The organism is Pseudomonas sp. Yb2C2 (assembly GCF_052112325.1).
GTDB classification, from domain to species: Bacteria; Pseudomonadota; Gammaproteobacteria; order Pseudomonadales; family Pseudomonadaceae; genus Aquipseudomonas; species Aquipseudomonas marginalis.
The window spans coordinates 106,631-131,395 of record NZ_JAVAJK010000012.1 but is presented as its reverse complement, the minus strand read 5'-3'; the positions used below and the strand labels follow the sequence as shown (position 1 = coordinate 131,395).

20 protein-coding genes and 4 pseudogenes are annotated in these 24,765 nt (G+C 50.9%); 13 read left to right on the top strand and 11 right to left on the bottom strand.

What is annotated here, in order from left to right:
* Positions 1-89: 89 nt before the first annotated feature.
* Positions 90-788: a GntR family transcriptional regulator gene (locus Q8X51_RS18155; protein ID WP_407694020.1), complete on the bottom strand. Its 699-nt coding sequence runs from the start codon at positions 786-788 to the stop codon at positions 90-92.
* Between the two features lie 660 nt (positions 789-1,448).
* On the bottom strand, positions 1,449-2,069 hold the full coding sequence (locus Q8X51_RS18150) for a TetR/AcrR family transcriptional regulator (protein WP_407694021.1): 621 nt from the start codon (positions 2,067-2,069) through the stop codon (positions 1,449-1,451).
* A gap of 124 nt (positions 2,070-2,193) precedes the next feature.
* On the opposite strand from Q8X51_RS18150, the gene Q8X51_RS18145 reads away from it, so the two are divergent.
* The 5 genes and pseudogenes from Q8X51_RS18145 to Q8X51_RS18125 form a co-directional block, all read left to right on the top strand.
* Complete coding sequence (locus Q8X51_RS18145; RefSeq protein ID WP_407694022.1) at positions 2,194-3,384, top strand: efflux RND transporter periplasmic adaptor subunit; 1,191 nt, start codon at positions 2,194-2,196, stop codon at positions 3,382-3,384.
* Positions 3,385-3,401: 17 nt separating this feature from the next.
* Positions 3,402-6,578, top strand: coding sequence for an efflux RND transporter permease subunit (locus Q8X51_RS18140; RefSeq protein ID WP_407694023.1), 3,177 nt, complete (start codon positions 3,402-3,404; stop codon positions 6,576-6,578).
* A 1,095-nt stretch (positions 6,579-7,673) separates the two neighbouring features.
* Positions 7,674-8,711 (top strand): annotated as a pseudogene (locus Q8X51_RS18135) (PAS domain-containing protein); the annotation flags it as partial.
* Between the two features lie 45 nt (positions 8,712-8,756).
* Positions 8,757-8,984: pseudogene (locus Q8X51_RS18130) on the top strand (methyl-accepting chemotaxis protein); the annotation flags it as partial.
* Between the two features lie 329 nt (positions 8,985-9,313).
* Positions 9,314-9,982, top strand: a pseudogene (locus tag Q8X51_RS18125) (histidine kinase dimerization/phospho-acceptor domain-containing protein); the annotation flags it as partial.
* Here Q8X51_RS18125 and Q8X51_RS18120 read toward each other — a convergent pair.
* The 3 genes from Q8X51_RS18120 to Q8X51_RS18110 all read right to left on the bottom strand — a co-directional run bounded on the left by Q8X51_RS18120 (position 9,956) and on the right by Q8X51_RS18110 (position 11,089).
* Positions 9,956-10,261 carry a hypothetical protein gene (locus Q8X51_RS18120; protein ID WP_407694024.1) on the bottom strand — a complete coding sequence of 102 codons (306 nt, stop codon included), beginning with the start codon at positions 10,259-10,261 and terminating at the stop codon, positions 9,956-9,958. The pseudogene Q8X51_RS18125 and the gene Q8X51_RS18120 sit on opposite strands and share 27 nt — an antisense overlap.
* A gap of 148 nt (positions 10,262-10,409) precedes the next feature.
* Positions 10,410-10,682: a hypothetical protein gene (locus Q8X51_RS18115; RefSeq protein WP_407694025.1), complete on the bottom strand. Its 273-nt coding sequence runs from the start codon at positions 10,680-10,682 to the stop codon at positions 10,410-10,412.
* A 197-nt stretch (positions 10,683-10,879) separates the two neighbouring features.
* Positions 10,880-11,089 (bottom strand): hypothetical protein, encoded by a 210-nt coding sequence (locus Q8X51_RS18110; RefSeq protein WP_407694026.1) that lies wholly within the window; start codon positions 11,087-11,089, stop codon positions 10,880-10,882.
* A 186-nt stretch (positions 11,090-11,275) separates the two neighbouring features.
* On the opposite strand from Q8X51_RS18110, the gene Q8X51_RS18105 reads away from it, so the two are divergent.
* A complete protein-coding gene (locus Q8X51_RS18105; protein WP_407694027.1) occupies positions 11,276-11,524 on the top strand; it encodes a CsbD family protein in 249 nt (82 codons plus the stop codon).
* Between the two features lie 301 nt (positions 11,525-11,825).
* On the opposite strand, the gene Q8X51_RS18100 is transcribed toward Q8X51_RS18105, so the two are convergent.
* The 3 genes and pseudogenes from Q8X51_RS18100 to Q8X51_RS18090 form a co-directional block, all read right to left on the bottom strand.
* Entirely contained in the window at positions 11,826-12,212 is a 387-nt protein-coding gene (locus Q8X51_RS18100; protein ID WP_442094196.1) for a DUF7693 family protein, read from the bottom strand.
* 156 nt (positions 12,213-12,368) lie between these two features.
* A pseudogene (locus Q8X51_RS18095) lies at positions 12,369-12,977 on the bottom strand (histidine phosphatase family protein); the annotation flags it as partial.
* A gap of 372 nt (positions 12,978-13,349) precedes the next feature.
* A complete protein-coding gene (locus Q8X51_RS18090; protein ID WP_407694028.1) occupies positions 13,350-13,817 on the bottom strand; it encodes a helix-turn-helix domain-containing protein in 468 nt (155 codons plus the stop codon).
* 299 nt (positions 13,818-14,116) lie between these two features.
* Here Q8X51_RS18090 and Q8X51_RS18085 point away from each other — a divergent pair, with 299 nt between their 5' ends.
* The 4 genes from Q8X51_RS18085 to Q8X51_RS18070 all read left to right on the top strand — a co-directional run bounded on the left by Q8X51_RS18085 (position 14,117) and on the right by Q8X51_RS18070 (position 17,561).
* A complete protein-coding gene (locus tag Q8X51_RS18085; protein ID WP_141126517.1) occupies positions 14,117-14,674 on the top strand; it encodes a hypothetical protein in 558 nt (185 codons plus the stop codon).
* Between the two features lie 952 nt (positions 14,675-15,626).
* Positions 15,627-16,028: a hypothetical protein gene (locus Q8X51_RS18080; protein ID WP_407694029.1), complete on the top strand. Its 402-nt coding sequence runs from the start codon at positions 15,627-15,629 to the stop codon at positions 16,026-16,028.
* Positions 16,029-16,114: 86 nt separating this feature from the next.
* Positions 16,115-16,579, top strand: a complete 465-nt coding sequence (locus Q8X51_RS18075) for a hypothetical protein (protein ID WP_407694030.1) — start codon at positions 16,115-16,117, stop codon at positions 16,577-16,579.
* 178 nt (positions 16,580-16,757) lie between these two features.
* Positions 16,758-17,561: a hypothetical protein gene (locus Q8X51_RS18070; RefSeq protein ID WP_407694031.1), complete on the top strand. Its 804-nt coding sequence runs from the start codon at positions 16,758-16,760 to the stop codon at positions 17,559-17,561.
* Positions 17,562-17,645: 84 nt separating this feature from the next.
* Here Q8X51_RS18070 and Q8X51_RS18065 read toward each other — a convergent pair whose 3' ends face one another.
* Positions 17,646-18,140, bottom strand: coding sequence for a hypothetical protein (locus Q8X51_RS18065; RefSeq protein ID WP_407694032.1), 495 nt, complete (start codon positions 18,138-18,140; stop codon positions 17,646-17,648).
* A gap of 378 nt (positions 18,141-18,518) precedes the next feature.
* On the opposite strand from Q8X51_RS18065, the gene Q8X51_RS18060 reads away from it, so the two are divergent.
* Complete coding sequence (locus Q8X51_RS18060) at positions 18,519-19,151, top strand: DarT ssDNA thymidine ADP-ribosyltransferase family protein (RefSeq protein ID WP_407694033.1); 633 nt, start codon at positions 18,519-18,521, stop codon at positions 19,149-19,151.
* A complete protein-coding gene (locus tag Q8X51_RS18055; RefSeq protein ID WP_407694034.1) occupies positions 19,151-19,870 on the top strand; it encodes a DarT1-associated NADAR antitoxin family protein in 720 nt (239 codons plus the stop codon). Before Q8X51_RS18060 ends, Q8X51_RS18055 begins: the two co-directional genes overlap by 1 nt.
* 56 nt (positions 19,871-19,926) lie before the next feature.
* Here the strand turns inward: Q8X51_RS18055 and Q8X51_RS18050 are convergent, their stop codons facing one another.
* Positions 19,927-22,572 (bottom strand): DEAD/DEAH box helicase, encoded by a 2,646-nt coding sequence (locus tag Q8X51_RS18050; RefSeq protein ID WP_407694035.1) that lies wholly within the window; start codon positions 22,570-22,572, stop codon positions 19,927-19,929.
* Complete coding sequence (locus tag Q8X51_RS18045; RefSeq protein WP_407694036.1) at positions 22,569-23,546, bottom strand: HamA C-terminal domain-containing protein; 978 nt, start codon at positions 23,544-23,546, stop codon at positions 22,569-22,571. The genes Q8X51_RS18050 and Q8X51_RS18045 overlap by 4 nt, the downstream gene beginning before the upstream one ends.
* Before the next feature lie 547 nt (positions 23,547-24,093).
* On the opposite strand from Q8X51_RS18045, the gene Q8X51_RS18040 reads away from it, so the two are divergent.
* Positions 24,094-24,630, top strand: a complete 537-nt coding sequence (locus Q8X51_RS18040; protein ID WP_407694037.1) for a hypothetical protein — start codon at positions 24,094-24,096, stop codon at positions 24,628-24,630.
* Positions 24,631-24,765: the final 135 nt, after the last annotated feature.

Genomic DNA, 24,765 nt, shown 5'->3' with positions numbered 1-24,765 from the left:
TTCGGAGCCTATTTAAGCTGGCGTTTGGAGTAAGAGGGCCTCTGGCGAGAAGTCAAAGCGCGGTTCGCTGGATTAGGGCAATGGTGCGATCATGCTCTACTCAATTTGGACGCATGTTCAGGTTCATGAAGAATCTTGGCCAGGTGCTCAGCTGCACTTTCGGCATGTCTTTGAGCCAAGGAAGCTGCTTCATCCTCGTGGCCACATAAAATTGCTTCAATGATTGCTTCATGTTCATCCCATACACCTTTGAACGTGCGAACGTCGTTTTGAAGAATGGAGCTCATGGCGCGCCGAATGTGATGCCAATGTAGTTCGCTGGTCTCAACAATCACAGGGTTGCCAGAGAGTTCATACACGAGTTTGTGAAAGGCCATATCCATTCTTACCAATGCTCGGGTATCGTTACTTCCAGCAGCAATGCGGCCCTCAGCCAACAGGGCTTCGACAGTAGCCCGGAATGGTTTTGCGCTCACTATTACAAAACGCTTGGCAGCACTGCGAGCGGCGAGTGCATCCAAGGCTCCGCGCACTTGATAGAGGTGAACCAATTTCCCTGCGTCCAATGGGGTAACGGCGACACCCTTGCGCCCACTTTCCTCAATGAAGCCTTCACGCTTTAGAATTTGGAATGCCTGCAAGATAGGTTGGCGAGAAACCCCTAATGTCGTCGCCAGGCCTTCTTGGGTGATCCGCTCATTGGGCTTGAGCGTCCCCTCGCAGATCGCGTCGAGAATCGTCTCGTATACTCGCTCAATCAGTTGAGTTGGCGTGGTGAGCTTATCCATTACTAGGGCCTTAAGTGTGTGTACTGTATACAAAATACATTTCTATTCCTCTCCTCGTCAATGTGCCTGTTAAGCCCACGGCGTTTAGCTGGTGGCCACGCATCCGACAGTCCTAGCCAGTGGGGGAGTCCACGAACGTAGGGGCCAGCGAGTAAGGTGCAGTAGCGTCCCACTTAGCTTCTCCGTCGTATGCTGAGGATCTGACCTGATAGGTATCCTTTTATGGTATTCCGACGCTTAGCAACTGGGTTGGGCGGAAACCGCATTGCCCCAAGGGATCACTCACTGATTTTGTGTACGATCCGCCAGACCGTTTCGATCAATGACTAGGTAAATGGGGTGGTGCTAGCCGGGGGGAGCTAGCTGATCGCATTTTTGGCAGTGTCCCTGAAGCCTGCATCTTGGTCATCAGTTTTTGCGGTCAAAAATAGGACTAGCGCGGCGTGGGTGGCATTTATGGAGGGGTCGGAGATTTGCCAGTGTCTCAGAGGCGTTCTCGATGGCATATGCCTCAAACCTCAAGTAGAGGGGCTTGCTAGAGCATCAAACTTCTTTTGGACAAGAGTTTTATATTGCGGCTGTCAAGTAAACGTTTAAAAAACATGACTGACAGCGTCGATATACATTATCAACACGTGTTAACTGTATACCTCAGTCCCGCTACGTACCCTGGGCTTGGAGAGCGTAACCATTCAAGTAAGTGTCGACCGCTCTACTAACCGCTTGTTGGACTTCAGGGGGGGTCAGGGCTCCCCTGATACCCATGAGACAAGGGTAAACAGTTTCGGCATCAAACAACGCTAGCAGATGCTTCGCCGCTGCTATCGAGTCGGTTTTGCGCATGACGCCCTCATCCATTTTTATCTTGAAGAAGCCCGCTAGCGCTTCAATGCCGAGCTTTTGACCCTCATCGTAGAACCGTCTCCCGATATCACTGCGGCCAGATTCACCGATCACCGTGCGCATCATTTTGATAGAGGGTTCACTCGCCACCATAGTTACCGCTGCCTCCCCAAAGCGTTTGAGTGCTTCAGAAAGATTTTCGGAAGTGCTAGATAGCAATTGCTCAAGACTTGGCAATATATGGCGCTTGGCAGCGTCCTGATTGACAGCGATGAACAGCTCCTCTTTGGAGCCGTAATAGCGATACAGCGTAGATTTGGAACCGCCCACGCAGGCGGCTACCTTCGCCATGGACGCACCCTCGAATCCATCTTCTTGGAATACGGCGGCCGCTGCCTGAAGAATAGCTGCCCGTTTTGTCTCCGTAAGCATTCGCATATCTATCTCTCATTTCGAAACCGATCTGTACAGTATTCCTTGACATCTATTAATTGTCAAAATAGATTGTGGTACTGATCGGTATCGTTATTCGGCGTTCCTCGACAATGTGCTCGGAGTTATCATGAATCGGCTAGTCGCTTCCATTTTTCTGCCAGTACTGGGCGCCGCCGCAATCGGCGCGCTTGCCGCCTGCGGGAAGGCGCCAGGTGGGCCGCCTCCCCCTCAAGGGACGCCACAGGTTGGAATCGTCGAGGTCACGCTTCAGAAAGTGGCATTTACGAGCGAGCTTCCAGGCCGAACTTCGCCATTTCAAATCGCCGAAGTGCGTCCGCAGGTCAGCGGGATTGTGTTAACACGCGAGTTCGTGGAGGGGAGTGATGTAAATACCAGGCAGGCGTTGTACACGATTGATCCGGCTACTTACAAAGCAGCGCTTGACAATGACCTAGCCACGCTGGCTAAAGCAAGAGCCACTCTGACTTCCCTGCGATTGAAAACTCAGAGATACAAGGAGTTATCCAGATTTCAGGCGGTAAGTCGTCAAGATTATGATGATGCGATATCCTCGCTTGGACAGGGCGAGGCGGACGTTCAAGCCGCTCAAGCTAGCGTTGATAGCAGCAGAATCAATCTAGGGTATACACGCGTCGATGCACCGATCTCAGGTCGTATCAGCAAATCCACAATAACTCCTGGCGCACTGGTAACCGCCAACCAGTCCACTGCATTAGCAACCATCCAGCAACTCGATCCCATCTATGTAGACGTCACTCAGCCCAGTGCCGCATTGCTTCGGTTCAAGCGTTCTTTAGCGCGCGGAGAGCTGCAAAAAGCAGGTGCTGATTCTGCCAAAGTCCGGCTACGCTTGGAGGACGGTAGCCTTTATCCGCTTGAGGGAAAACTAGAGTTTTCCGACGTGACGGTCGACCCATCTGCCGGTTCCATCACAATTCGTGCTCTTTTCCCCAATCCTCGTGCCGATTTGCTCCCAGGTATGTATGTGCGTGCATTGTTGGAAGAGGGTGTCAAGGAGGATGGCTTGCTCGTTCCACAACAGGCTGTCGCAAGAGACTCCACGGGTAAGCCATTTGCATATGTCGTAGGTAAAGATAACAAGCTACAACGTAGACAACTTCTGATTGAGCGAGCAATAGGTAATAAATGGCTTGTTAGCAACGGGTTGGAGGCTGGCGATAAACTGGTCGTTGATGGTCATCAGCGGGCGGCGCCGGATACAGAGGTCACAACCGCTCCTTGGCAAGAGCCTGTAGTCCCTGATGACAAAGCTTCGTCTTCGTCTTATACATTTTAATAAGCGGATGATCTACTATGTCGCGTTTCTTTATCGATCGACCGATTTTTGCTTGGGTACTTGCCATTATTGTGATGGTGGCGGGCATCTTATCAATTATTAGCCTTCCCATTGCACAGTATCCTACTATCGCTCCACCGGCTATTGCCATTACCGCTAATTACCCTGGCGCATCCGCCAAAATGCTAGAGGATACGGTCACTCAGGTTATTGAACAAAAGATGAAGGGGTTGGATCGCCTAAGTTATATGGGCTCAACGAGTGAATCTACCGGCGCCGTTACGATAACTTTAACTTTTGAAACTGGCACCAACTCTGATACTGCTCAAGTCCAAGTTCAAAATAAACTTGCTTTGGCTACCCCTTTGCTCCCGGCCGAAGTTCAGCAGCAGGGTGTGCAAGTTACCAAGTCGGCCACAAACTTTCTCAATATTCTTGCTTTTACTTCAGATGATGGAAGCATGAATGGGGCCGATCTATCTGATTACGTATCTGCCAATGTTCAGGATGCGATAGGGCGAGTAGAGGGTGTGGGCGATACGACGCTGTTTGGCTCTCCGTACGCTATGAGGGTGTGGATAAATCCCAGTAAGCTATTGAACTTCAGCTTAACGCCGTTAGATGTAAAGCAAGCAATCCAGGCGCAGAACGTTCAAGTATCGTCAGGGCAGATAGGAGCTCTTCCTGCACAGGCCAACCAACAACTCAATGCTACCATTACATCGCAAACCCGCTTGAGGACAGCAACTGAGTTCGAGGACATTCTGCTGCGCACGCAAAGCGATGGATCGCAGGTTCGGTTGCGCGATGTTGCCAGGATTGAGCTGGGTAGCGAAAGCTATAACAGCTCCAGCCGCTACAACGGTAAGCCTGCAGCGGGCTTGGGCATCAAACTCGCCACCAACGCCAATGCGTTGGACACGGTTAAAGCTATTGATGCGCAACTTGCAGAGCTTCAGCGGTTTTTCCCGCCCGGCATGAAGGTTCAGAAGCCGTACGATACCACTCCATTTGTACGCATCTCGATTGAGGAAGTGGTGCGCACATTAGTGGAAGCAATTGCACTGGTTTTTCTTGTTATGTTCCTTTTCCTGCAAAATATTCGCGCAACTTTGATACCAACCATTGCCGTACCTGTAGTGCTACTAGGCACATTTGGCGTACTGGCTGTGTTTGGCTACAGCATCAACACGCTTACAATGTTTGCAATGGTATTAGCCATTGGTTTGTTGGTGGATGATGCGATCGTCGTTGTCGAGAACGTGGAAAGGGTGATGGCGGAAGATGGGCTTTCGCCTAGGGAAGCCACGCGAAAGTCCATGGGCCAGATCAGTGGAGCACTCGTGGGAGTGGCTATTGTGTTGGCAGCAGTGTTCATCCCGATGGCATTTTTTAGTGGATCAGCAGGGGTGATCTACCGGCAGTTTTCAATCACTGTTGTCTCCGCAATGGTTTTGTCTGTTCTCGTGGCCATGATACTGACGCCTGCGCTATGCGCCACATTTCTCAAGCCTGTTGCGCCCGGGCACGTCTTGACCAACAAAGGATTCTTTGGATGGTTCAATCGACTCTTTGACCGAGGCAATCACCGGTATCAAGGAATCGTTGGGCATATTCTTGGCAGGCCCAAGCGCTACATGGCCGTCTACACGGTACTTTTGGCGTTGGTAGTTGTGGCGTTCAGCAAGATACCTGTGGGCTTTTTACCTGACGAGGATCAAGGAACTTTGTTTACGTTGATTCAATTACCCCCTGGCGCGACCACTAACCGCACTGATGAGGTGCTCAAACAGGTAGAGCATCATTTCTTGGTCGACCAAGAAAAGGCAGTCTTGGGTCTGTTTACAGTATCAGGGTTCAGCTTCGCGGGTAACGGTCAGAACATCGGGTTAGGATTCATCAGGCTTCGTCCCTGGGCTGAACGCACCACTGAAGAGTTGGGTGTGTCGGGCGTTGCAAACGCTGCCTGGAAAGCCTTTGCCGGGGTGCGAGACGCTCAGATTGTTCCTTTCGCTCCACCGGCAGTTGCCGAGTTAGGGAATGCAACAGGGTTTGATTTGATGCTCCAGGATCGGGCAAACCTTGGGCACGATGCCTTGATGCAAGCGCGCAATACTTTGATGGCCAAACTGACGAAAGATCCACGTTTGGTTGCAGTGCGCGCCAACGGACAAGAGGATGCACCTGAATTTAAGCTTGAGATTGATACGCACAAGGCAGGCACTTTGGGCTTATCGATGGCTGATATCAACGATACCTTTTCCGCTGCTTGGGGCAGCAGCTACGTCAACGATTTTTTGGATCGGGGACGCGTGAAGAAGGTCATGTTGCAGGGTGATGCACCTTTTAGAATGCTGCCACAGGATATTGGTCAATGGTACGTGCGCAACAGCCAGGGCGCGATGGTGCCATTTAGCGAGTTTGCAACGGCACAATGGGTGTCAGGATCACCAAAGCTGGAGCGCTACAATGGCTTTCCTTCGGTGGAAATCCTAGGGATGGCGCTTCCTGGCACCGCTTCAAGTGGCGAAGCCATGGCGATAGTTGAGGCTGCCGTCGCGGAGCTGCCATCAGGCTTTGGTTATGAGTGGACAGGGTTGTCGCATCAAGAAAAGGCTTCGTCAGGGCAAACTGAAATTCTCTATGGCATTTCGATACTCTTTGTCTTCCTTTGCTTAGCTGCTCTATACGAAAGCTGGGTGATTCCATTATCGGTCATTCTCGTCATACCGCTTGGCGTGCTCGGTGCGCTGGTAGGGGCAATTCTTACCTGGAAAATGAACGATGTTTACTTCCAAGTAGGATTGCTGACCACAATCGGCTTGGCCTCTAAAAACGCGATTTTGATTGTTGAGTTTGCTAAGGAGCTGCACGGGCAAGGCAAGAGCTTGGTTGAGTCGGCAATGGATGCAGTGAAGATGCGCCTGCGACCCGTGCTGATGACTTCGCTTGCGTTCATTCTAGGCGTACTGCCGCTGGTATTGGGCTCTGGGGCCGGGGCAGGGGCTCAACACGCTTTAGGCACCGCAGTCATCGGCGGAATGCTATCTGGTACGGTGTTGGCTTTGCTATTCGTACCTCTTTTCTTTGTAGTGGTCTGCGGAGTGTTCCCATTGAAAAAACACGTAGCTGCCGCGACAAATAATCCCAAGGATGGGCAAATGGAGCAGAAGTCGGAGGGCGCTGCGACGTAGCCTTGACCAATGCATTGGTCGTTCGTGCTTGATATAGAGCCGTTGCAGCGGAGCAGGACAAAGCGGGCTTGTCTCTAGAGTGCTTCGAGAATGGTGAATACATAGGCTATGCGACTACGAAAGCGGAGTTGGCAATCCGCTTTCGAAATTTCATGAACCTGATTGCAGCCACTTCTATCGCAGATGCTTGCGCTTATGGTTTGACCCTTGATGAGCAGGCTCTGCACGAATGAATTGCTTATCAGAATAACCCCATCTCTTCTAGATCAGCCTATTTCAGCTCTCCTTGTTCCATTTCAACAGTCTTGCCAGGCACTTGCTGTGTTTCCGAATGGCTATTTTACCTCCGACTTGGATCCTGCGAAAACTTTGCAGTTGCGCGTCATTTATCCGAGGCGCATGGCTATGAGTTGATGGGCGTGAGGGCATCTTACCTCGGCTTTATTCGTACCGAGCCGCCCGATATTTCCCTTGCTAACGTTGTAGCCAAAGACTTCTGTGCTCTCTACAACACTAGCGATGAAGACTTACAAGCACGCGTTTGCAAAGTCGCACAGGCGATCTCTGGTCGGACGTATTTGTGGCTCCGATACGAGGAATGAGCAACGTGCGAAACAAAAGCTGGGCTGAATAGATAGTAGAACTTGTGAGAGGTCTGGCGCTTTTGGCATTCATGTAGGAGGGCGTTTGTTTTGCGCAGTTTCGGCTCACGGCGCTGGTGCTGTAGAGTCGAGCTGCAAGATCTTACTGACGTACCTCGGTCGGCGATCCGCTGTTCGCGGACAGACTGTCGTGAACCAAGCCTCCGCGTCCCGCCGTATCTCGACCCTTCGGGCGTCCATCCTTCACGGCTTCGGCTGTGCCGGCCTGCGCGCTTCCCTTGCGGCCAGTGAGCGCGTTTCGACCTTCCTGTAATTAATATTGGCGCTCTATACCCCGCTGCTTACTCACTTTAGTGAAGGGATCAGTCGAAGGTTTTCGTCGAGCTCAAAAATAATCGTGAGAGAAACATGTACAAATTTAAAATCGTGTACAGTTTTTTTTATTCATGACGATATAGATGGCAAGGTGCCACGGATAGGGCCCGTAACATTTATGAGTCCAATCTTCATGACTAATTTCTTCAAAATGCGCCGTGATCGTCGCGCTATTCAACAATTGGTTGCTGCAATCACCGGCCGGGTACCGCCACAAGTAGAGGGGTGCGCTGAACGCGCTGCTGTGCTTGATGCCTGGAAGGCTTTTGACTCCCTTGATCGCGACTCCCAGACCCGTATACATGAGCTTGAGCAGGAATTGGAAGCAGCCCGTGAGCTGCTTCGCGAAGCTGCGTTGTCCGCGCATGCCCACGAAGTCAGGTTTGATCTTGTGAACCGAGCTTCCAGCGAGGGGCTTTGGGATATGGAGGTCGTCGCTGGCGACCCTGTGAATCCTAAAAATCGTTTTTGGTGGTCTCAGCAACTACGAAACCTCCTGGGGTTCAGAGACGAGCGCGACTTCCCAAATGTTTTAGCCAGTTGGGCTGATCGTCTGCATCCGCAAGACAAGCAAGCCACTCTTGATGCTTTTGCCCGCCATCTAAACGATAAGTCCGGGCAAACACCTTATAAGGTGAAAAATCGGCTAGCGATGAAGGACGGCTCATACCGTTGGTTCTACGCCCAAGGAGAAACTCTACGGGATGATCGCGGGATGCCTATACGCGTAGCTGGTTCTCTGCGTGATATACATGACCAGCTTGAGCGCGACCAGGAGCACGACGTAATCATCACCAGATTTGAGCTGGCCAGGGAGATGCTCTCGGACGGGTTGTGGGATATGGAAGTTATTTCGGGAGACCCGGTAAATCCAAAGAACCCTTTCTGGTGGTCTCCTCAATTCCGGCGACTGCTCGGATTTGAAAGTGCCGAGGAGTTCCCAGATGTTTTGGATAGCTGGGCGTCAAGGCTACATCCAGATGATAAGGAGCAAAGCCTCAACGCCTTTGGTGCTCACCTGAGCGACCGTTCTGGTAAAACGCCCTTTGATATCGAGTATCGCTTGAAGATGAAGAGCGGCGAGTATCGGTGGTTCAGAGCTAGAGGTCAGACTCGGCGCGACTCCTCCGGCGCACCTCTTCGGGTAGTAGGTGCCCTTGTGGATGTCCATTTGCAGCATGAGCAGGAGGCATTACGACAGGCAGAGGTCAAGCATCAGCGGACGCTTGAGGAAAACATCTCTCAATTGTCGCAGATCGTTGGGACGATTCAGAGCATTGCGAGCCAGACAAATCTCTTGGCACTGAACGCGGCGATTGAGGCCGCGCGCGCGGGCGAGGCAGGTCGTGGCTTCGCGGTCGTTGCCGATGAGGTTCGCAAGCTAGCAACTCGCACTACCGAGGCCACCGAACAAGCGGCGGGGATGATTGCTCGCTAAATTACCATTCTGCTGAAGCTCCTCAGGCAGCGATGCTGCTCATATGTTCTCTGCCTTGGAAGCCTTTGTCTAATTTGCATTAGGTATCCAGCGGCAGTGAACTTGAGCATTCATCGCCCCTTCCGTTAGGCCTAGTTATCTGGCCCACACAATGGTTGCTCGCCTGCAGAGAGCATCATGGACATGTAGGAATGCTAGCTTTGGTATCGACGACATTGCCATTTGATATCTCTGCGCCACCCCCTACAATTGCGGCTCCGCTCGCGCATGTCGTATTACCTTGCTGCGGTTTCTGATAAATCCTTTTTTGGATCACCTGCATGCGCTTATCTGATTTCATCGTTAAAAATATAGAGCCGATTCTTCAAGGATGGGAAGACTTCGCTCGTACCATTAAGACGCCTGGAATCGCACTAGACAGAGAAGCGTTGCGAGATCATGCCGGCCAGGTGCTCCATGCGATTGCGCTTGACCTGCGCACGAAGCAGACGATGACAGAGCGGGTGGCCAAGTCCCATGGTAAGGGGCCGTCCGGCCCTGGAGAACCCCCTGCTGAGACTCATGCAGTCACTAGGCTAATGGCAGGTTTCACCATTGATCAGATGGTCTCAGAGTACCGAGCGCTAAGAACGAGCGTCCTCAATCAATGGCTGGCGGAGTTCAAAACCGGCATCTCCCTAAATTTTGAGGACATGAACCGTTTCCACGAAGCCGTTGATCAGGCGCTTGCCGAATCAATTGCCAGCTATTCAAGAGCAGTGGAAGCTTCGCGAAATATCTTTCTAGGCATCCTAGGCCATGATCTACGAACGCCACTAGGAGCGATTTTGCTGGGATCTGACAGCATGAGACGATCCACTGAGATCGGTACTCGTGGAGCCAAAGTCAGTAATCAGATTTATGCCAGTGTAAGGAGGGTCAGCCAGATTGTTGGAGATCTACTCGATCTGACCCGCTGCCAGTTAGGCCCAGGTATTCCGGTAAATAAGTAGGCGCTCGACCTTTTTCTGACGCCGCCACTCATCAACGATTGAGATGATCAGTAAGTCACGCTCTGTTGAGATTTCCATTTGCCCACCGTCGACCAGCGCTTGCGCATAGCCCTCAGCGAAGGCTGCAGCTCTGTCAAAGTCGGAAGGGGAGTCAGAGGACGCGATGTAGCTGACCAAGCGCTCCCACGCCCTGCGTTGACGATGACCCTGGATGGTCTTGGCAAACGGCACGGCGCCTTTCAGGGAGCGTGCAAATACGATCGTTGGTAGGTTCAAAACCGGTTTCTCTAGATGTCATAGATATGAAAAACGGTTAGTTTTGAGAAACCTTGAGCCCGATCGGAATATTTTTTCGAAAGCTCCCCCATCCATGATGAAGAGCTTCTGTTTCACATCGCCGCGTCTCCAAAGGGAAGGCGGAAAGTCATCCTTCAGCTCTCGATAATTCAGTGAGTGCTGAGGCTAGCGCCGTCGCCTGCTTAGGCGTGAACCTAAAGCGCGACTCATCGATTTTGATAGAAATTACGCCATTGGATTCTGTATCCAGGAGAACTGCGTAGCTGTTGTCATCGTCTACGACTTCACCCTCGGCAATGCCGGGCCGAGTGAAGATGGCGAGCCTAACTTCGTCCAACTCACTCTCGGGCGAACCATCCTTGAAGGTGAAGAATCTGTTTGGGGGGAGTTTTGAACTCATGGTTTCGATATTCCTGAGAAAATAAGTCGCATGACTATTTAAACGGAGGCGAAATTCAAAACTTGAGTAGAGGGTTAAAAAACGACCTTGTCTACAGAGCACTTCCGAGAAAGGAGGATTGGTAGGCCTGAGAGATAGCTCTCATCATCTAGGCTAGGATCGCGGATATTTGAGATCAAAATCAAAAAGCGGCTGCCTCATGGGAGTTTTTTGAGCCGGGCTAGACCTTGCTTGATATGTCCGGCGTTTTCGCCAATGGTTTCAAGGGCGCCACGGACGTTGTTTCCTACATCCGCATGTCCGTGAGCCTCCACATGGAGGGTCAATTCCATGAGTGCAGCTTCGAGAGAGAGCTGGTTGTCGTACATCCTTTCCAGCACATCTGACAACGAGTATTCCTTTGGCATTGGCGTGATCTCCTTTAGGGCCGCTCAGCATAGCGCAGCACAAGAATGGTGAGGTGTCTTGCGGACAAATCCTTAGGCTCAACAACTTTGAACTAATCATTACGCCCGTTCCCCTAACTCTGTGCAGTTTGCTTCAAGCCCAGGTTTTTCTGGGTTACTCAATCACACACGAAGGTTTGGTGAATCATGAAGAGCGAACAAGTTGAAGGCGTTGTAGAAAAGGTTGCCGGCAAAGCGCAGAGCGCAGTCGGAAAACTGTTTGGTAATTCGAAGCTGGAAGCTGAAGGTGCTGGACGTCAAGCTGCTGGTCAGCTGACCCAAACCTATGGCGATGCGCTGGACAGCGTATCTACGTTCGTCAAAGAGAAACCGGTTGCTGCAATCGCGATTGGTGCAGTAGCGCTGCTGGTTCTAGACCGTCTCTTTCGCCGCTGAGCAAGGAAAAGAACGTTTCGATAGGGATGCTCCGTTTTCACGTTTATCGCCCCCGCCTCTAGAACTGTCCATATTGGGCTGCGGGGGCTAGGGCTGGTATGCACAACTCACTTCCATCCAAGCAGCACGTCTGAGTACGACGAGGCTATTGGGCCACAAATCTTGTGTAGGGGTGACGTGGGGCCACTAGCAAGCGGAGCGCGTAGGCGGGAGGATGGAGGCCCACAGGGCCAAGACTCGGCAACGGCGAGGCTTGGTTCACGACAGCCGCGCTCGTAGAGTCCCGCTCGACCTTGGCTCCCTAGAGCGTCTTTAGGAGACGTTCAAGCGTCTGATGTTCCCAAGTGCTGAGCAACGCAATAGGGTCAGTGCCAAATCGATCTCCCGAGTCAAATGACCAGCGCCGTCCATCACGGCTGATGCACGCTTCGCAGTGGTCGAGCGTGCCACAGTCGGTGGAAATAGATATCTGCCAACCGTCTACGTTGACCAAAAAATGACTCGCAGAAATTTCACCCCAAGAAGCATGGCTTACCTTGGTCATCGTCCGCCGCTCGAAGGTGACCTCTCGCAATACCTGGCATACCTCTCTTGCTGAAAGTTCACCCGCAGTGCTTTTGCTAATGCTACCTACCTGGGATGAATGCGCTGCCGCTCTGGCCTGTTTCAGCCTTTCCTCGGCGTACATAGCCGTATCAGTAGCTGGCGTTGGATAGCCTGCCGCTGAGAGGGCCTGAGCGCGTTCTTCAATGAGCAGGCGCTCAGGATCACGAACGACTTGATAGGCTCTGCCCGGCACCCGCGAAGCGGCATCCAATTGTGGCTCCTCGGCGGCTGACCGGCTTACTCTCCATCCGGCTTCGTCGGGATCTTTCGATAGCAGGTAACCACCACAGTTGGGCACGTGGTTCGCGATCTCATACTCACGCCAGTCCACCATAGCTCCGCCGTCAATGCCGAGCGGTTTGCGCTCAATCAGCCAGGCTACAGCGTTAATGAACTGGCCATGAGAGTACGCAACAATGTCCTGGGCGGGATGCTCTGCAAGACACTCCAAGAAAGACTGAGCTCTTGCTATGAAATCTAGAAATGACTCAGCGCCCTCACCATCCGTGAAACCAGGATCTGCCTTGGCCCAATACGCCTCAACCCATTCTCGTCTTTGAGCGACGGTTGTATTAGCGCAACGCGCAGGTTCGAGATAAGTGAATTCGTGTATGGGCCAGGTTTCAAAAGGGATATGAGGAAACACCGCTGCGGTCGCCATAGCGGTTGAATGCGCTCGGGTGAAAGGCGAGGCAACGATTAGAGCCGGAGCATGTTTGAACGACAATGCCACCAGCTGCGCTTGCTCAACTCCTCTCGGGGTGAGAGTAATGGTCGCGTGATCTAAAGTGGCTTCGCCCGCGTTCGCAGCGCTTTCTCCATGTCGTATTAGTCTCACATGCTTCATTTACGAAATACTCGCACAGATTCGGCCCTCATTTCTCTTAGATCCCCAAGGTTCCTTCCTCAATGGCCATCTATCAAGTGACCAAAACCCTATTGTCCACCCCGCGACTGCACCTTCCAACAGAAATATGGACAGACAGGATGACTACACTCTATTGCGCAATGCTGAAGATATCCCTGGATTTTCTTCCGTCGATGGAAATTACGAGAGCAAGCGGAGCGCGCAGGCCAGTAAGGCCGGAGGCGCGAGGATGGAAGCCCAGAGGGCCATGAGTTGGCGTCAGCCATGGCATGGTTTACGACAGCCGACCCGATAGGGCGCGCCATAAACCGCGATTTGCTTAGATTGCAGGATTGCTGATGTTCTGCAGGCTTATGTATTCCAATATTTTTGGACTGTGCTTCTGGCAATGCCGAGCTTTTCAGCGATTGTTTTCCTGTCGAAACCTTGCGCTTTCAAGGCTCGAATGTATTCCGCATTAAGCGGCTGCTTAGGCTTTCCTTGGGAGCGTCTGATGAGCTTTCCGTCACTAAATTGTTCCTCCACCAGCTGCCACCCTCCAGACATCTCGAATTCCCTGACACGCAAGGCAGTACGCTGTAAGGCCTCTGACGGGAGTTCTTCACCCTGCGCAGCAATGACGAGAGTGACCATAGTCAAAAGGTCGAGGCCTAGGTAGTCAGCGATTTCGTCCAGTTTCTCCAACGTCGCATTCGCTCGGGCCTGCTCAAGCTTCCCGACGTACGTTCTGTGCGTCGCCCCCGCCAACTCTTCGTAATTCAACCCCTGATGAGCACGAGCTCCACGCAATGCTCCTGCCAGCGCTTCTTTCAGATGCATGAGTCGGATCCTCAAAACTGAGGATAGAGCCACGGCAAGCGTGTTTCGATAAACAGACCATAGTGATATTATCGTGGCGTTAGGTTCGTCAGGCGGTGGTCGATCAAGGCGTCACGGCGTCAGGGGCGATGGTTTGATCAGGAAAGCGGGCTGGTGGGACATGGCTCGGTGGCATTGACGCGAGCCACTCCATAGAGCGTGCATTGAATGGCCTCCGCGTGCCTACCTGCAACCATCATTGAAGGCTTTCTGGCATGAACCGAATGCGTTTTTTTAAGCGAAGGCAGGGATAGGTAGTAATGAAATTTGATTGCGTGAAGTTTTCTGGGAAAGTCGATTACGTTCGGCATACAGATCGTATAAGTGGAGGTTATAAGGCTAATGTCAGTATTAATGGGGCCGTGATACCAAAACTACAGCTGACGAATAAGTTCTACGAAGAGCTGGAGGCTGGCGAAAATGTCACGTTGTACGGCGTTTTTAAAAACAAAAGAAAAAAAGAAGAAAACGACGGCTTTATATATGGACTTCAGAAAGAGAGTGGCGAAAAAATGTTCGCGACTCATTATAGATATCAAGTTCCTATTTTTATGGCATTTACGGCTGCTATAGCTTTTTGTCTGACATTCGTTGCAGGCTGGTTTGCATCGATATTTCCAGTGCTGATGCTCTTTGGCAAAGATGATCCGAATTACATGTATAACACTACTGTATTTGCGACAATTGAAGCGAGTATGGTCGCTGCTTTTTTCCTGTGGCGGGCCTGGCTAATGTTCAGCGTTACGGCGGATCCAGAAAGCTGGGAAACCATTGAGCCAGCAACTCTTTCGAGCCGCTTCAGTAAGTTTTATAAGTAACACGTCTGTCGGTGGGTGGGGTACGTGCAACGCTTGCTCCACTTGCTTCACAGCGCGGCAAGATCCAGGTTCGCTGGGCAATGCCGCCTGACTAGCAGGTGGAGTCGTGGGCCGTGGGAGAGTGAATTAGTGAACAGTGGTAGGAGCTACCGGGGGAAGAGTGCGGAATCTGATAGCCTTAACGAGGGACAACCTGCATGAGCTCGAAGCCATCGAGCGCCTCGCCTCGACGCTTGGTGCCGACCGCTTCTGTGTTCTGGCATTGCAGATCGCTCACGAACACCCGATCAAGATCGAGGAGTCCTATCTATCTGTACGTAAACTGCAGCACAGCTCGGTCATTGGCATGAGCGCCGCCCCGTTTGAGGCGCTACGCTCCGTATGCGAAGTCATTATTGAGCGAGATCCTGAGCTGCTGCGGATACTCTCATATCGCAATCGACATGAGAGTCGCACGACTATTCCCCATGGACTTTGGCTAGCTCTCCTAGACTGGGCTAATGGAGACATGTCTCAGATCTACGCCGTCTGATCGCATGGATTGATGGGCGCTGGGTTCGAAGATCGTTGCCACGTTCCACGATTGATCGCTGACAACAAGGTTGTTGGGAGCTTAGTCGCATACAGAAGGGAAGCATGCGCTCGCTGGCAGAATGCAAGGGGGAGGAACAGGCTCAAGCCCATTGATCGCGGCAATTGTAGGTTTCAATGCTCGGCAGACCAAATATGGCATCTTTGTTTTTTCATCGTTGAGATACTGGCTGTCTAAAGTAAAGGGATGACTATGGCTCGAGTCTAAGGATCTTGGCCTGTGGGCAAGCGGAGCGCGCAGGCGTGTGGGATGGACGCCCGTAGGGACGAGACGTGGCTTGCCACGGCTCGGTTCACGCCAGCCATCCGCCGAAGGCGGCACGCCATAACCACCGCCCTGCTTTGTGAAAAGGAGGCTTAAATGACCTGCGATTTATTCCGCGAGCGTGAGAGAACTAGGCGAAGGGTTCTGTGGGCGCTTGCCACCTTCCATCCTGGTGATCCCAGTGCATCCGACCTCCTTCTCATCCTCGATGATCTCGACGACCAAGAGCGAAACAACACGCCCTGTAGCGATAAGCCACTCGACCTCATTCAGGTTCGTAACTCTGTCTCGTTGATGCGCCATGACTCCGGAATCAACATCATTTTGGAGCAGACTATTCTGCAACCCTGGAGAGAGCGTTTCTACCAGGCAAGCATCGGATCGACCAGGTTAGTTGATGGGCCGTACGCTTCAGACTGGGATAAATTCCTGACTGAATGGGAGCGTGAGATGCAGCATCTGCAAACTCACCGAGTTGCACAGGCTGCTAACAGCTAGAACGGCTAGTTCGAGCGATGGCTGCGCAAACACACAAGCAGTAGGTGTAGCCGCTGAAAATCGCAGTCTCAAACAGGAGCAACAAGGTGGAACGGCCTTCGTTTTTTATTGATTTTGAAGCCTCTGGAATAGCTCCTGATAGCTATCCTATCGAGGTCGCCGTCGTGTCGAGTGAGACCTCCTTCAGCTCGCTTATCAAGCCAGTCCGGTACTGGACGCACTGGTCGTTCGATGCGCAAGACATGCATGGTCTCACTCAGGATCATTTGCTTCAGGAAGGTGATACCCCACACACCGTGGCGGAACGAATGAATCAGCTGTTTTCAGGGCAGGTGCTTTGCAGCGACTCACCTCAAGACGTGTTTTGGTTCGACGTCCTTTATGAGGCAGCAGATCTGAGACCTACCTTCGAGTTGAAGCCTTTGGAGGTGTTCGTGGGTCGGCAGGCTGCCAGTGAAATCTACCGGCGACTGCCGACAGCCAGGCACCACCGAGCTCTAAATGACGCAACTGCTTTGATGAACACCTGCCGTGTTTTTTTCGAAGCTTGAACTATCAGAGGGGGGGATACCGACCCTCAGCTAGGGATTGCGATAGCAACAAAGCCGGTTACAACTGCGTTGATTCAATCCACGAGTCTCACAAAAAAAATATGGCCATTAGATGATTACAGCTGAGTATTGGTCTCGCTGCACGCGGGCTTGCTGGAACTAACATGCGAGATAGGCGATGGAAGCTCAGAACTCACAGGTTGTGAACCAGAACAGCCAAGGAATATTTCGCTTCTCGAATTGGAAGAAGGAGGGCGATGGCCTGTTGATTGCAGCTAAGGCATTGAGAGAGCAGTGGCTGCGCAACAAGGACGAGGTTAGGCAGATCATTACTGATCAGGTTCCTCGTTCCCCTGAGGTGTTTACAAAAGATCATGCGCTCGCCCGGTCGTCCATGCTGCTACTGGGGTATGCCGTCGAGATGTACCTGAAGGGCGGTCTAGTGAAACTTTATAGATATTGCCCTGAGAAGCTGGTTGAGCGAGAACTGAGGGTGTATGGGCATCAATACGAGCTTTTGGCTAAACGGTTAGGGGCTCCGATAGCTGAAAGCCAATATCGTCAGTTGAAAGGACTGGCAAAGAGCGTTGTGGATGAGGCGAGGTACCCTGTCACTCCCACCATTGATGGAAACTTCTTCGATAAGCTCAATTCAATTACGCGCCGCAATCAGGGCCAGTCTAGTTTTGAGAGTCTGATTGGCTTGGTAGAGAGGATTCGCGATTTTGTGACTCGGATTGACTCCGATTCCGACAATCCTTCTAGCATTCAACCCCGAGATACGCTGTGGGGCTACTATGTCGTGCGCTACGGTGGTCATTTGGCACCCTCAATCGTCTTTCGGTGTGCGGATCCGATGACTTTGCTTGGGTTGCGAAATGAGATAGAGGCTCAAGTGACCTTACCTGGCGGCTGGGAAGAGTATGAGGTTTATCAGGACACAGGCAGCGGTCATAAACGAAAGTGTGAGCGCAGGGTGTGAAATTTGTGAAGGTCTGCGTCCTATTTCTGAGTTGCTACCCAAGGTGGTTCGTTGCTCCGCCTGTAGGCACGCCGGGCGCCACGCCTAGCTGAAGGCTTGCGTACGCAGCCACGCGTCCACTTTTTGCCATCGGCCAACCTTGGAAAGCTTTGGCCTTGCTGTATCTAGAATCTCAAGCAGTCGCTGTCTCTCCGCACGAGAGGGGAACCAATCATCAATCTCGACGCTGCAGTGGTTGGACTCGCTCAGTGCCCATCTCACGATCATGTCTGCAGCGGCTCTGTAGTGATCTGCCATGAACAGGCGATGGCCATCCACAGACCATCCACGCTTTGCTAGCTCATCGGTTACGTCGATGATGCCAAGCTCACCAAAGTAGGCTGTGGTGTCAGGATAATGGATGCCTGCCAACGACACCTTAGCCACGCCGGACTCCCGATCAAAATACGAAAGGAAATGCCACCCACCTGTGGTGCTTCCGGGATGAGGGAAATTGATGGCGGCCTTGCCTGTTATGTAGTCTTCGCGGGAGACGCGTTTGAGGTCAAAATCGAGCATTGGCCGGAAATTCATGATCATGCTTCCGCTTGAAACTTGCGAGTTAAGATCAAGTTATTAAACTCCATGAAGTCTCATCACATGGCAGATGCGCGACCCGATGAGCTAGCAGCGACGGAGCTTGAACGCGCGTGCTGCAAGCAGTGAGCTCAGTTTATGTGCCTAATGTCAGGAAGCCTGAGGTTGAAGCGCTGGGGCAGCGATGCGGGACATAAAATACCGAGACCTCGCGTTCCATACCAGCGTCAATGCGTGTGAGGCCGTCCTGACGCGCGGACGTGACATTGGACTGCTGAGAAAATGAAGTATTTGGTTACATTGGCGATGGCGTTGCGCCACTGCATATTCGTTTTGCTCAACTAGGCTAGACGCATCCATGCAACCTCGCAGGTGCCTGCTATGCCAAGACCCGAAATTCAAGCTTTCAGCCAGGAACGCACGATTGCGTTCCTCCTGCACTTCACCAGACTCGTCAATCTCCCCTCGATCCTCCAGCACGGCCTCTACGCTGTAACCGAGCATGGCACTTTACGGAGCCGTCCAGTAATTAATGATGAAAATCGCTTTGACGGACACCTCGATGGCACATCGCTTTCTATCGGGTTTCCTAACTATCATATGTTCTACAAATATCGGCAGCTTCCAAATACGGAGTGGGTCGTCCTGCGTATACATCCATCAGTGCTCTGGACGAAGGACTGTGGTTTCTGTCAACGAAACGCTGCTACCAACGAGATGGCCCAGCAGCCACTCGAGAATCTGAGGACGCTGGCAGCTTTCCAAGGCATGTTCGACGAAATCGAAGGCTTGGGCACACGCCAGCAACAAGGGCTGAAACCGTTCGATCCTACAGATCCTCAAGCTGAAGTGTTAGTCTTCGACCGAATTGAACCGAATCTCATCACAGGCGTAGCTTTTCAAAGTCAACTCGCTCGAAACAATCATGCTGGGCTCTGCGGAAATCGAGACCTGTTGACTCAAAGCGCTAATGGTGGATTTTTTGCTGCTCGCTCATTTGTAAGGTTGTACTGATGGCATCCAGACCCGTCTTCATACCCACGCCCGGGGCAGAGACCCTTGCGCGGACAACCTCGATAGATTTCAAGTGGTTCCCAGGCATGTCTGTGGCTCAGAAGCAGCGTTCGATTGACTCGCTGCACGCTTCTGCTAGGGAGACGATTCCAGTAGTCAGGGAAATACTAGAGGTGTCAAGTAAGTCTAAGGATAAACTTGGAGTCGCGCTGAGTGCTTTCAATCTAACTTTTACTACCCGTAAGCAAAATTTTACGATGAGCGTGGAATGCGCCTTCCAAGGAAGTAAAGTTTTTGAAAGGGGCGGCCCTTTCAAGGACTTGTTCACTCGAACCTCACGTGAAGCAAAGCTGGATGAAAGAATAAAGAATTCAGGCAGGTTGGTGAGGTTCAGCTTCTACGGTACAGATTGGCAACTCGAGCCTCGCACGGCTTTTTATGATTGGTTATATATTAATGCCCTGAAAAAGCAGCCTATGAATGTGATTGACGAAATTTTGTCGTATTCGGCATTTACCGACATTGAATTTAATCCAGAGAAATCTATCAACTGTCAGGCTTACTCTATAGCTTTGTTCGTTTCGTTGCATAAGCAGAACTTGCTAGACCAGGCTACAGCGTCGAAAGAGTCGTTCCTCGAAACGGTGAGCAGAGTTCTTGTCTCAAGCGCAGGTGAGAGTGACGACGTTCAAGGCGATATGTTGAAGAATAGAATTTAATGGGATATGTATCAAATAGGAGTTGGCAAGCCTCCTCCTATGTGAAAACCATCGGCTTATAAATTGTTTTGTTTTGTGAGCCCTGAGCGCTCAAGATACCTGCGAAGGAGAGGTGACAAACGGGAGGTGTTATATTTTTTTAACCATTCTTCAATATTCTCCACATTTTTTGGGAGATCCTTCCGCAGCTTAAGCGCAATGCTTCTATTTATCCCAAGTGACATAAGTTCTAAAACCCTAGGGTCGTAGCTTCCAAGTTCTATCATGGAAGGGAGGCTAAGAGCATAAGCGTGCTCTTCATGTTCAGCCTCAGGCAGGCAGGCTCTCGTTATATCTGACCAAAGCGAAAAGTATTTGACTAGCTTGAATGTGATGTTACTGCTAATGTTTTTGGTGACATGGCTAGCAGCTCTATCCACGCTCCTCCTTTTTGAGCCACTGTCGGATTCATCGCCTTGATTAATAGCTTCAGGATTTTTAGAAAGTTTGTCTAAAAACTTGTCAATGAAGTATCTGTGTGGCTTTCCAGACATCCACTGAAATGCATCATAAACTAATGGCCCGATCCCGATATATTCACCCCACTTGGAGTTGACTTCAGCTTCTATGTGGAAAATAGCATCGAGCCGTCGAGCGATATCATCGAACTGCTCATAGAAACTTTGATCCTCGAATGCAACTTCCTCGGATGGCGTCGTTGAGCGTTTAGAGTTTGGAAAGCTAGTAGGTATCCAAGCATATGGATCCGCCAAAATATCCAGGTAAAGCTGATTTTGTAGTAATGGATCTACATAAGGATTCTGGCGGAGAAGCTCAAGGGGAATGGATAGCTGATCCTTAATTGCTGCTAGCTGCCCTTCAAGCAGCTTGCGTCGTTCGTCGCTTATCTCAGAGGTGTCGAGTATGCGGTCGAAGTGCTTTTCATCTGATACGAACAAATGCCTCAGATAACAAATGGTCGTGTAAAGATTTCCACCCTCTAAATCCTCGACAATTTCGCTGCGCGTCGCTGTGGCGAGTCGAATGAGTGTATCAGCATGTTCCTGTAGAATTGCAGTAGTGTTTGGTTTGATTTTCGTCTTATCGTCGTTAGTGAGCCTTGCTTCTCCCCACTCTTCGTCCTTAACCTCTAGGCAGTAGACTTCACCATAAAGGTTAGTGCTAATGCGTCCGGCTCGGCCAATTAGATTTTTGAACTCGAACGGGGTTAGCGGGGTTGTATCATTTTTGGGGCTGATAACAATAAGCTTGTCTGCTGGTAGGTTAACACCTTGTAGAAGGGTAGAGGTGCATACTAGGCTTGTAATCGCCTCCTGCGAATATAACTCTTCGATCTCAATCCTTGCGATATCAGGCAGCCCTGCGTGGTGGAACGCGACACCGTTCTTTAGGGTTCTGATGAGCGAGTAATCAGGGTGGATTTCTTCAGGTAGAAAGTCGATGAGTTCACCGATAGCTTCCGATTGCTCAACGTTAGCGTTATTCGAACGAGGTAGTTCGAGGGCCCAACTCTCTGCAGTTGTTTTTCGAGGGGCGAAAATTATACAACTTTCGCCCTGTTTAAGATTCTGCAGGAACGTTGCAATCGCTTCGCCTTTTTTTATTTTTGCTTTGGAAAAGAGCTTTTTGGTCAAATTCGTGTCGCCAGATATTATATTGCCGGTCTGGCTAAAAATTCTATACTCAGCTGTTAAACTTCTAGGTAAGAATGTAATTGCTGCTCTCACTTGGAATACTGGAGTGGCGACTGTCGTCTCGTCTATGATCTCTAGTCCTGAGAGTTCCTTTAGAGGGGTAACGATATCCTCAATAAAAGGGCCGGCAAAGATGAATTGACTTTGAGGGAAACGGGCTACCAGACCATATAGGCAGTTTTCAAAGACCATTCCACGACCTTCTGCTTCGAGGTTATGGACTTCGTCAATGAATATGATAGAAGGAGCTCTTGTTGTCTTGTCTTGAAGTAGCTTGTTACATCGCTCAGGTGTTAGTACATAGATAGTAGATTTGCCGTCTTCTTCCTGAGGGCGGTATGTGGTATATACATGAGCGTCGTCCTTAAGGTCTGACTTGAAGTCCATGCTAACTTGGTTGATTAGCGCTTTTGTAGGTACGATGAATATCGCTGTCTCAGCATTAGCTCTGAGTTTTTCAACAATATAGCGTCTGATGATGAACGACTTGCCTGCAGAAGTTGGAGCCGAGATCGCAACGTTCGATCCGCTTTGGATCGCGTACCAGAGCTTTGCCTGGTAGTCGGTGAATACAAATTTGCCAGCGCCTGCTAACTCATGGGTCAGGCGTCCCCTTGTTGTACCTAGCTCTAGGTCAAGTAGCGTGCCGAAGCTGCTTAGGTACTTGCCATCTGCAAATATATTCGGAATGTGCTTGCTTGATAGCAAGTTTCCAGATCTGGATTGAAGGATGTAGCAAGCGCGCTGGTATGTAGGATTAGTTGGGGCGTAGAGATATAGAAGGGCTCCGAAGGAGTTGGCGAGGTTCTTCAATGCTTCGGATTTGCTGAGTGAAATTATTGATGCGAGCCATGTTGCATGCTGGAGTTTTTGAGGAGAAACTGAAATCTCCTCAGTCACCCCTGCCTGCTTGCTAAGAAATAGGTGCTTCAGCAAATTGTCGTAAGTCTCTACGAAATCTTTATCCCTAGAGGCTTCGAGGGGTAGACTTTCTGAGTCCCTAATCATTTTTTCGCCTTCCTAGCTGCCTTTGGTTCTTTGAGTTGAGCTTTAAATTCAATGCCGTGAATTTGCTTAAAGAGTGTCTTCTTGAAGGTCTCAACGCTGCTCATTGGGACTAAGAAAAACTCAAGGAATAGTTTGCGTAGCTCTGACTTGTTTTGCAGGCGAGTTCTTATTGTGTTCACCGCTTCGTCGGAATGTTCTTTGATCCACTCGGCTACAAGCTCTTCAGCATGCTCTTTGTTGCTAGCCTTCTCCTCAATGCTGTCGATATTTTTATCGTCGTATATGAGCAGGATAGGAAAGATTTTGTTGCAGGCCTGGTATTCATCCGTGCCGGGGCGAAATGCTTTTAATAGCGCGTTTGCTTGTTCGAGAGTAAAGTTTTTCGAGATGTTGGATCGTGCAATAAATAGCTCGTGATCTAACGAGCTTGGGAGGTGGTTTTGGTTGAACCTGTCAATGGAGTCTAAAGAGCTGCTGATTGCACCGCCTAGATCCTGATAGATCTTCGATTCTCCAATTAGAATCGAGATGTTATTATGCCTTTGTCCAAAGAATATTCCGTCACCACCTTTAACTTGATCTTTAACGTTTGTAAGAAGACTAAGTTTGTGACACACCATCGGCGTTTGAAAAATGGCCTCGACCAAAAGGTAGAGGATTAGCTCGCCGTACTTCCCGTCATAAACAGGGTCTGTATTTGCGAAGAAGCTTGACGCCATCGGGTAAGCGTTTTCGTCTCTCGCTTTGTAGTCATCAAGCTCCTTACGGTCGAAAACGTAATGCTCGATTCTGCTCCCGACATACTTTGCTAGCGCTAGGCTTTCCTGGCGGTTTCCAGAAAACTTCAGAGACAAAGCGTGAGCTCGCACTTTGAGATCAAGCGCCTCGGGGATCCGATGGAAGTAGTTTTCAACCCAATCGGTTTTTACCGTGAGGCATTCACTCCAAGTAATATCCTCGAACAGCTTCTGCATCTGAATCCCTTTCGAATGGCTGTGTAGTGCCAGAATGATACTACAGCGGTTGCGCTTGGTACCGTCCTGACATGAGAAATCTGGACAGAAGGCGATTCTCCACTCAGGTCTATGACATCGCGGATCTCACCAGCGAAAGTCGGCGTGTTTAACGATGAAAGTTATTCGTTGTACGTCATGTCTCAGCGACCGGGGCGATGGAGCGCGCCGGCATGAACACGGAACCCCGATAGGGGCGAGATTGAAAGAGAATGGCTTTCATGACAGCGGGCTGTAAAGGGACACGCTATGGTCTAATCGAAGGGCCTTCGATATCAGCTCGAGACTCCGATGCTCCCAAGTGCTCAGTAGCGCAATTGGATCTGCACCAAACCTGTCCCAATCCTGAGCGCCTGCTCTAGCCGTCACGCTTCGCCCAAAGATCGAATCGCGCAGCGCCTGGCAAACCTCCCTAGCTGTGAGTGCAGACATAGACTCGTCAGGGCAATAGGTTAAAGTCATAAAAGAAATCAGTCGGCTTTGGTCGTTTTGCAAAAGGTACACCGGCATGCATGAACCAGGTACTCACAGGGAGGAGCAGATGAAGCTATTTTTGGACTGTGAGTTCACACAGCTGAACCGAGATACGAAGCTGATTTCCTTGGCGCTCGTGTCCGAAGCCGGGCACGAGTTTTACGTCGAGCTCACAGATACATATCTAGTGGGGGACTGCAGCGATTTCGTGATCCTGAACGTGCTGCCTCAGCTCAACCTAGCGGCGCACGGGCAAACCTTGGTCGAAGCCCAATCCTCACTGCTCGCTTTCCTGAGCAACCTTGAAGGCCCGCTCGAGATTTGCTCCGACGCCCCGGATTGGGACTGGGATTTCTTTTGCCAACTGGCCTATGTAGATCACCGTTGGCCAGCTCACGTTACCAATCGCCCAGCAAACCTCATCCAGCTATTTAGACATCTCGAAGCGGATGATATTGGCAACATGACGCTCCCAGAACTTCCCCATCACGCGCTGCTGGATGCTCGTCTTTTAGGCGACCTGTACCGTCGACTGACTGTCGGCTCAAGTCAAGGCACTGAAAATGGCTGATGGTGCGATCCCTTGAGCCGAGTGACAGCACTTGAAAACTCTCCGCTTGGCCATCTAAATATAATTCCAGAAAATACCTCAAGTTTCTCGAAACGCATCCGTTTGTAGTTATAAGAGCAAAAATTCTAGGGCGTT

What these genes read in the sequence shown, in the direction of transcription:
- Q8X51_RS18070 (WP_407694031.1), top strand. Translation starts at nt 16,758, where the DNA reads ATGGAAGCTCAGAACTCACAGGTTGTGAACCAGAACAGCCAAGGAATA.
- Q8X51_RS18045 (WP_407694036.1), bottom strand. Translation starts at nt 23,546, where the DNA reads ATGCAGAAGCTGTTCGAGGATATTACTTGGAGTGAATGCCTCACGGTA.
- Q8X51_RS18065 (WP_407694032.1), bottom strand. Translation starts at nt 18,140, where the DNA reads ATGATCATGAATTTCCGGCCAATGCTCGATTTTGACCTCAAACGCGTC.
- Q8X51_RS18050 (WP_407694035.1), bottom strand. Translation starts at nt 22,572, where the DNA reads ATGATTAGGGACTCAGAAAGTCTACCCCTCGAAGCCTCTAGGGATAAA.
- Q8X51_RS18115 (WP_407694025.1), bottom strand. Translation starts at nt 10,682, where the DNA reads ATGAGTTCAAAACTCCCCCCAAACAGATTCTTCACCTTCAAGGATGGT.
- Q8X51_RS18090 (WP_407694028.1), bottom strand. Translation starts at nt 13,817, where the DNA reads ATGCATCTGAAAGAAGCGCTGGCAGGAGCATTGCGTGGAGCTCGTGCT.
- Q8X51_RS18150 (WP_407694021.1), bottom strand. Translation starts at nt 2,069, where the DNA reads ATGCGAATGCTTACGGAGACAAAACGGGCAGCTATTCTTCAGGCAGCG.
- Q8X51_RS18140 (WP_407694023.1), top strand. Translation starts at nt 3,402, where the DNA reads ATGTCGCGTTTCTTTATCGATCGACCGATTTTTGCTTGGGTACTTGCC.
- Q8X51_RS18145 (WP_407694022.1), top strand. Translation starts at nt 2,194, where the DNA reads ATGAATCGGCTAGTCGCTTCCATTTTTCTGCCAGTACTGGGCGCCGCC.
- Q8X51_RS18105 (WP_407694027.1), top strand. Translation starts at nt 11,276, where the DNA reads ATGAAGAGCGAACAAGTTGAAGGCGTTGTAGAAAAGGTTGCCGGCAAA.
- Q8X51_RS18055 (WP_407694034.1), top strand. Translation starts at nt 19,151, where the DNA reads ATGGCATCCAGACCCGTCTTCATACCCACGCCCGGGGCAGAGACCCTT.
- Q8X51_RS18080 (WP_407694029.1), top strand. Translation starts at nt 15,627, where the DNA reads ATGACCTGCGATTTATTCCGCGAGCGTGAGAGAACTAGGCGAAGGGTT.
- Q8X51_RS18100 (WP_442094196.1), bottom strand. Translation starts at nt 12,212, where the DNA reads ATGTACGCCGAGGAAAGGCTGAAACAGGCCAGAGCGGCAGCGCATTCA.
- Q8X51_RS18155 (WP_407694020.1), bottom strand. Translation starts at nt 788, where the DNA reads ATGGATAAGCTCACCACGCCAACTCAACTGATTGAGCGAGTATACGAG.
- Q8X51_RS18040 (WP_407694037.1), top strand. Translation starts at nt 24,094, where the DNA reads ATGCATGAACCAGGTACTCACAGGGAGGAGCAGATGAAGCTATTTTTG.
- Q8X51_RS18085 (WP_141126517.1), top strand. Translation starts at nt 14,117, where the DNA reads ATGAAATTTGATTGCGTGAAGTTTTCTGGGAAAGTCGATTACGTTCGG.
- Q8X51_RS18060 (WP_407694033.1), top strand. Translation starts at nt 18,519, where the DNA reads ATGCCAAGACCCGAAATTCAAGCTTTCAGCCAGGAACGCACGATTGCG.
- Q8X51_RS18110 (WP_407694026.1), bottom strand. Translation starts at nt 11,089, where the DNA reads ATGCCAAAGGAATACTCGTTGTCAGATGTGCTGGAAAGGATGTACGAC.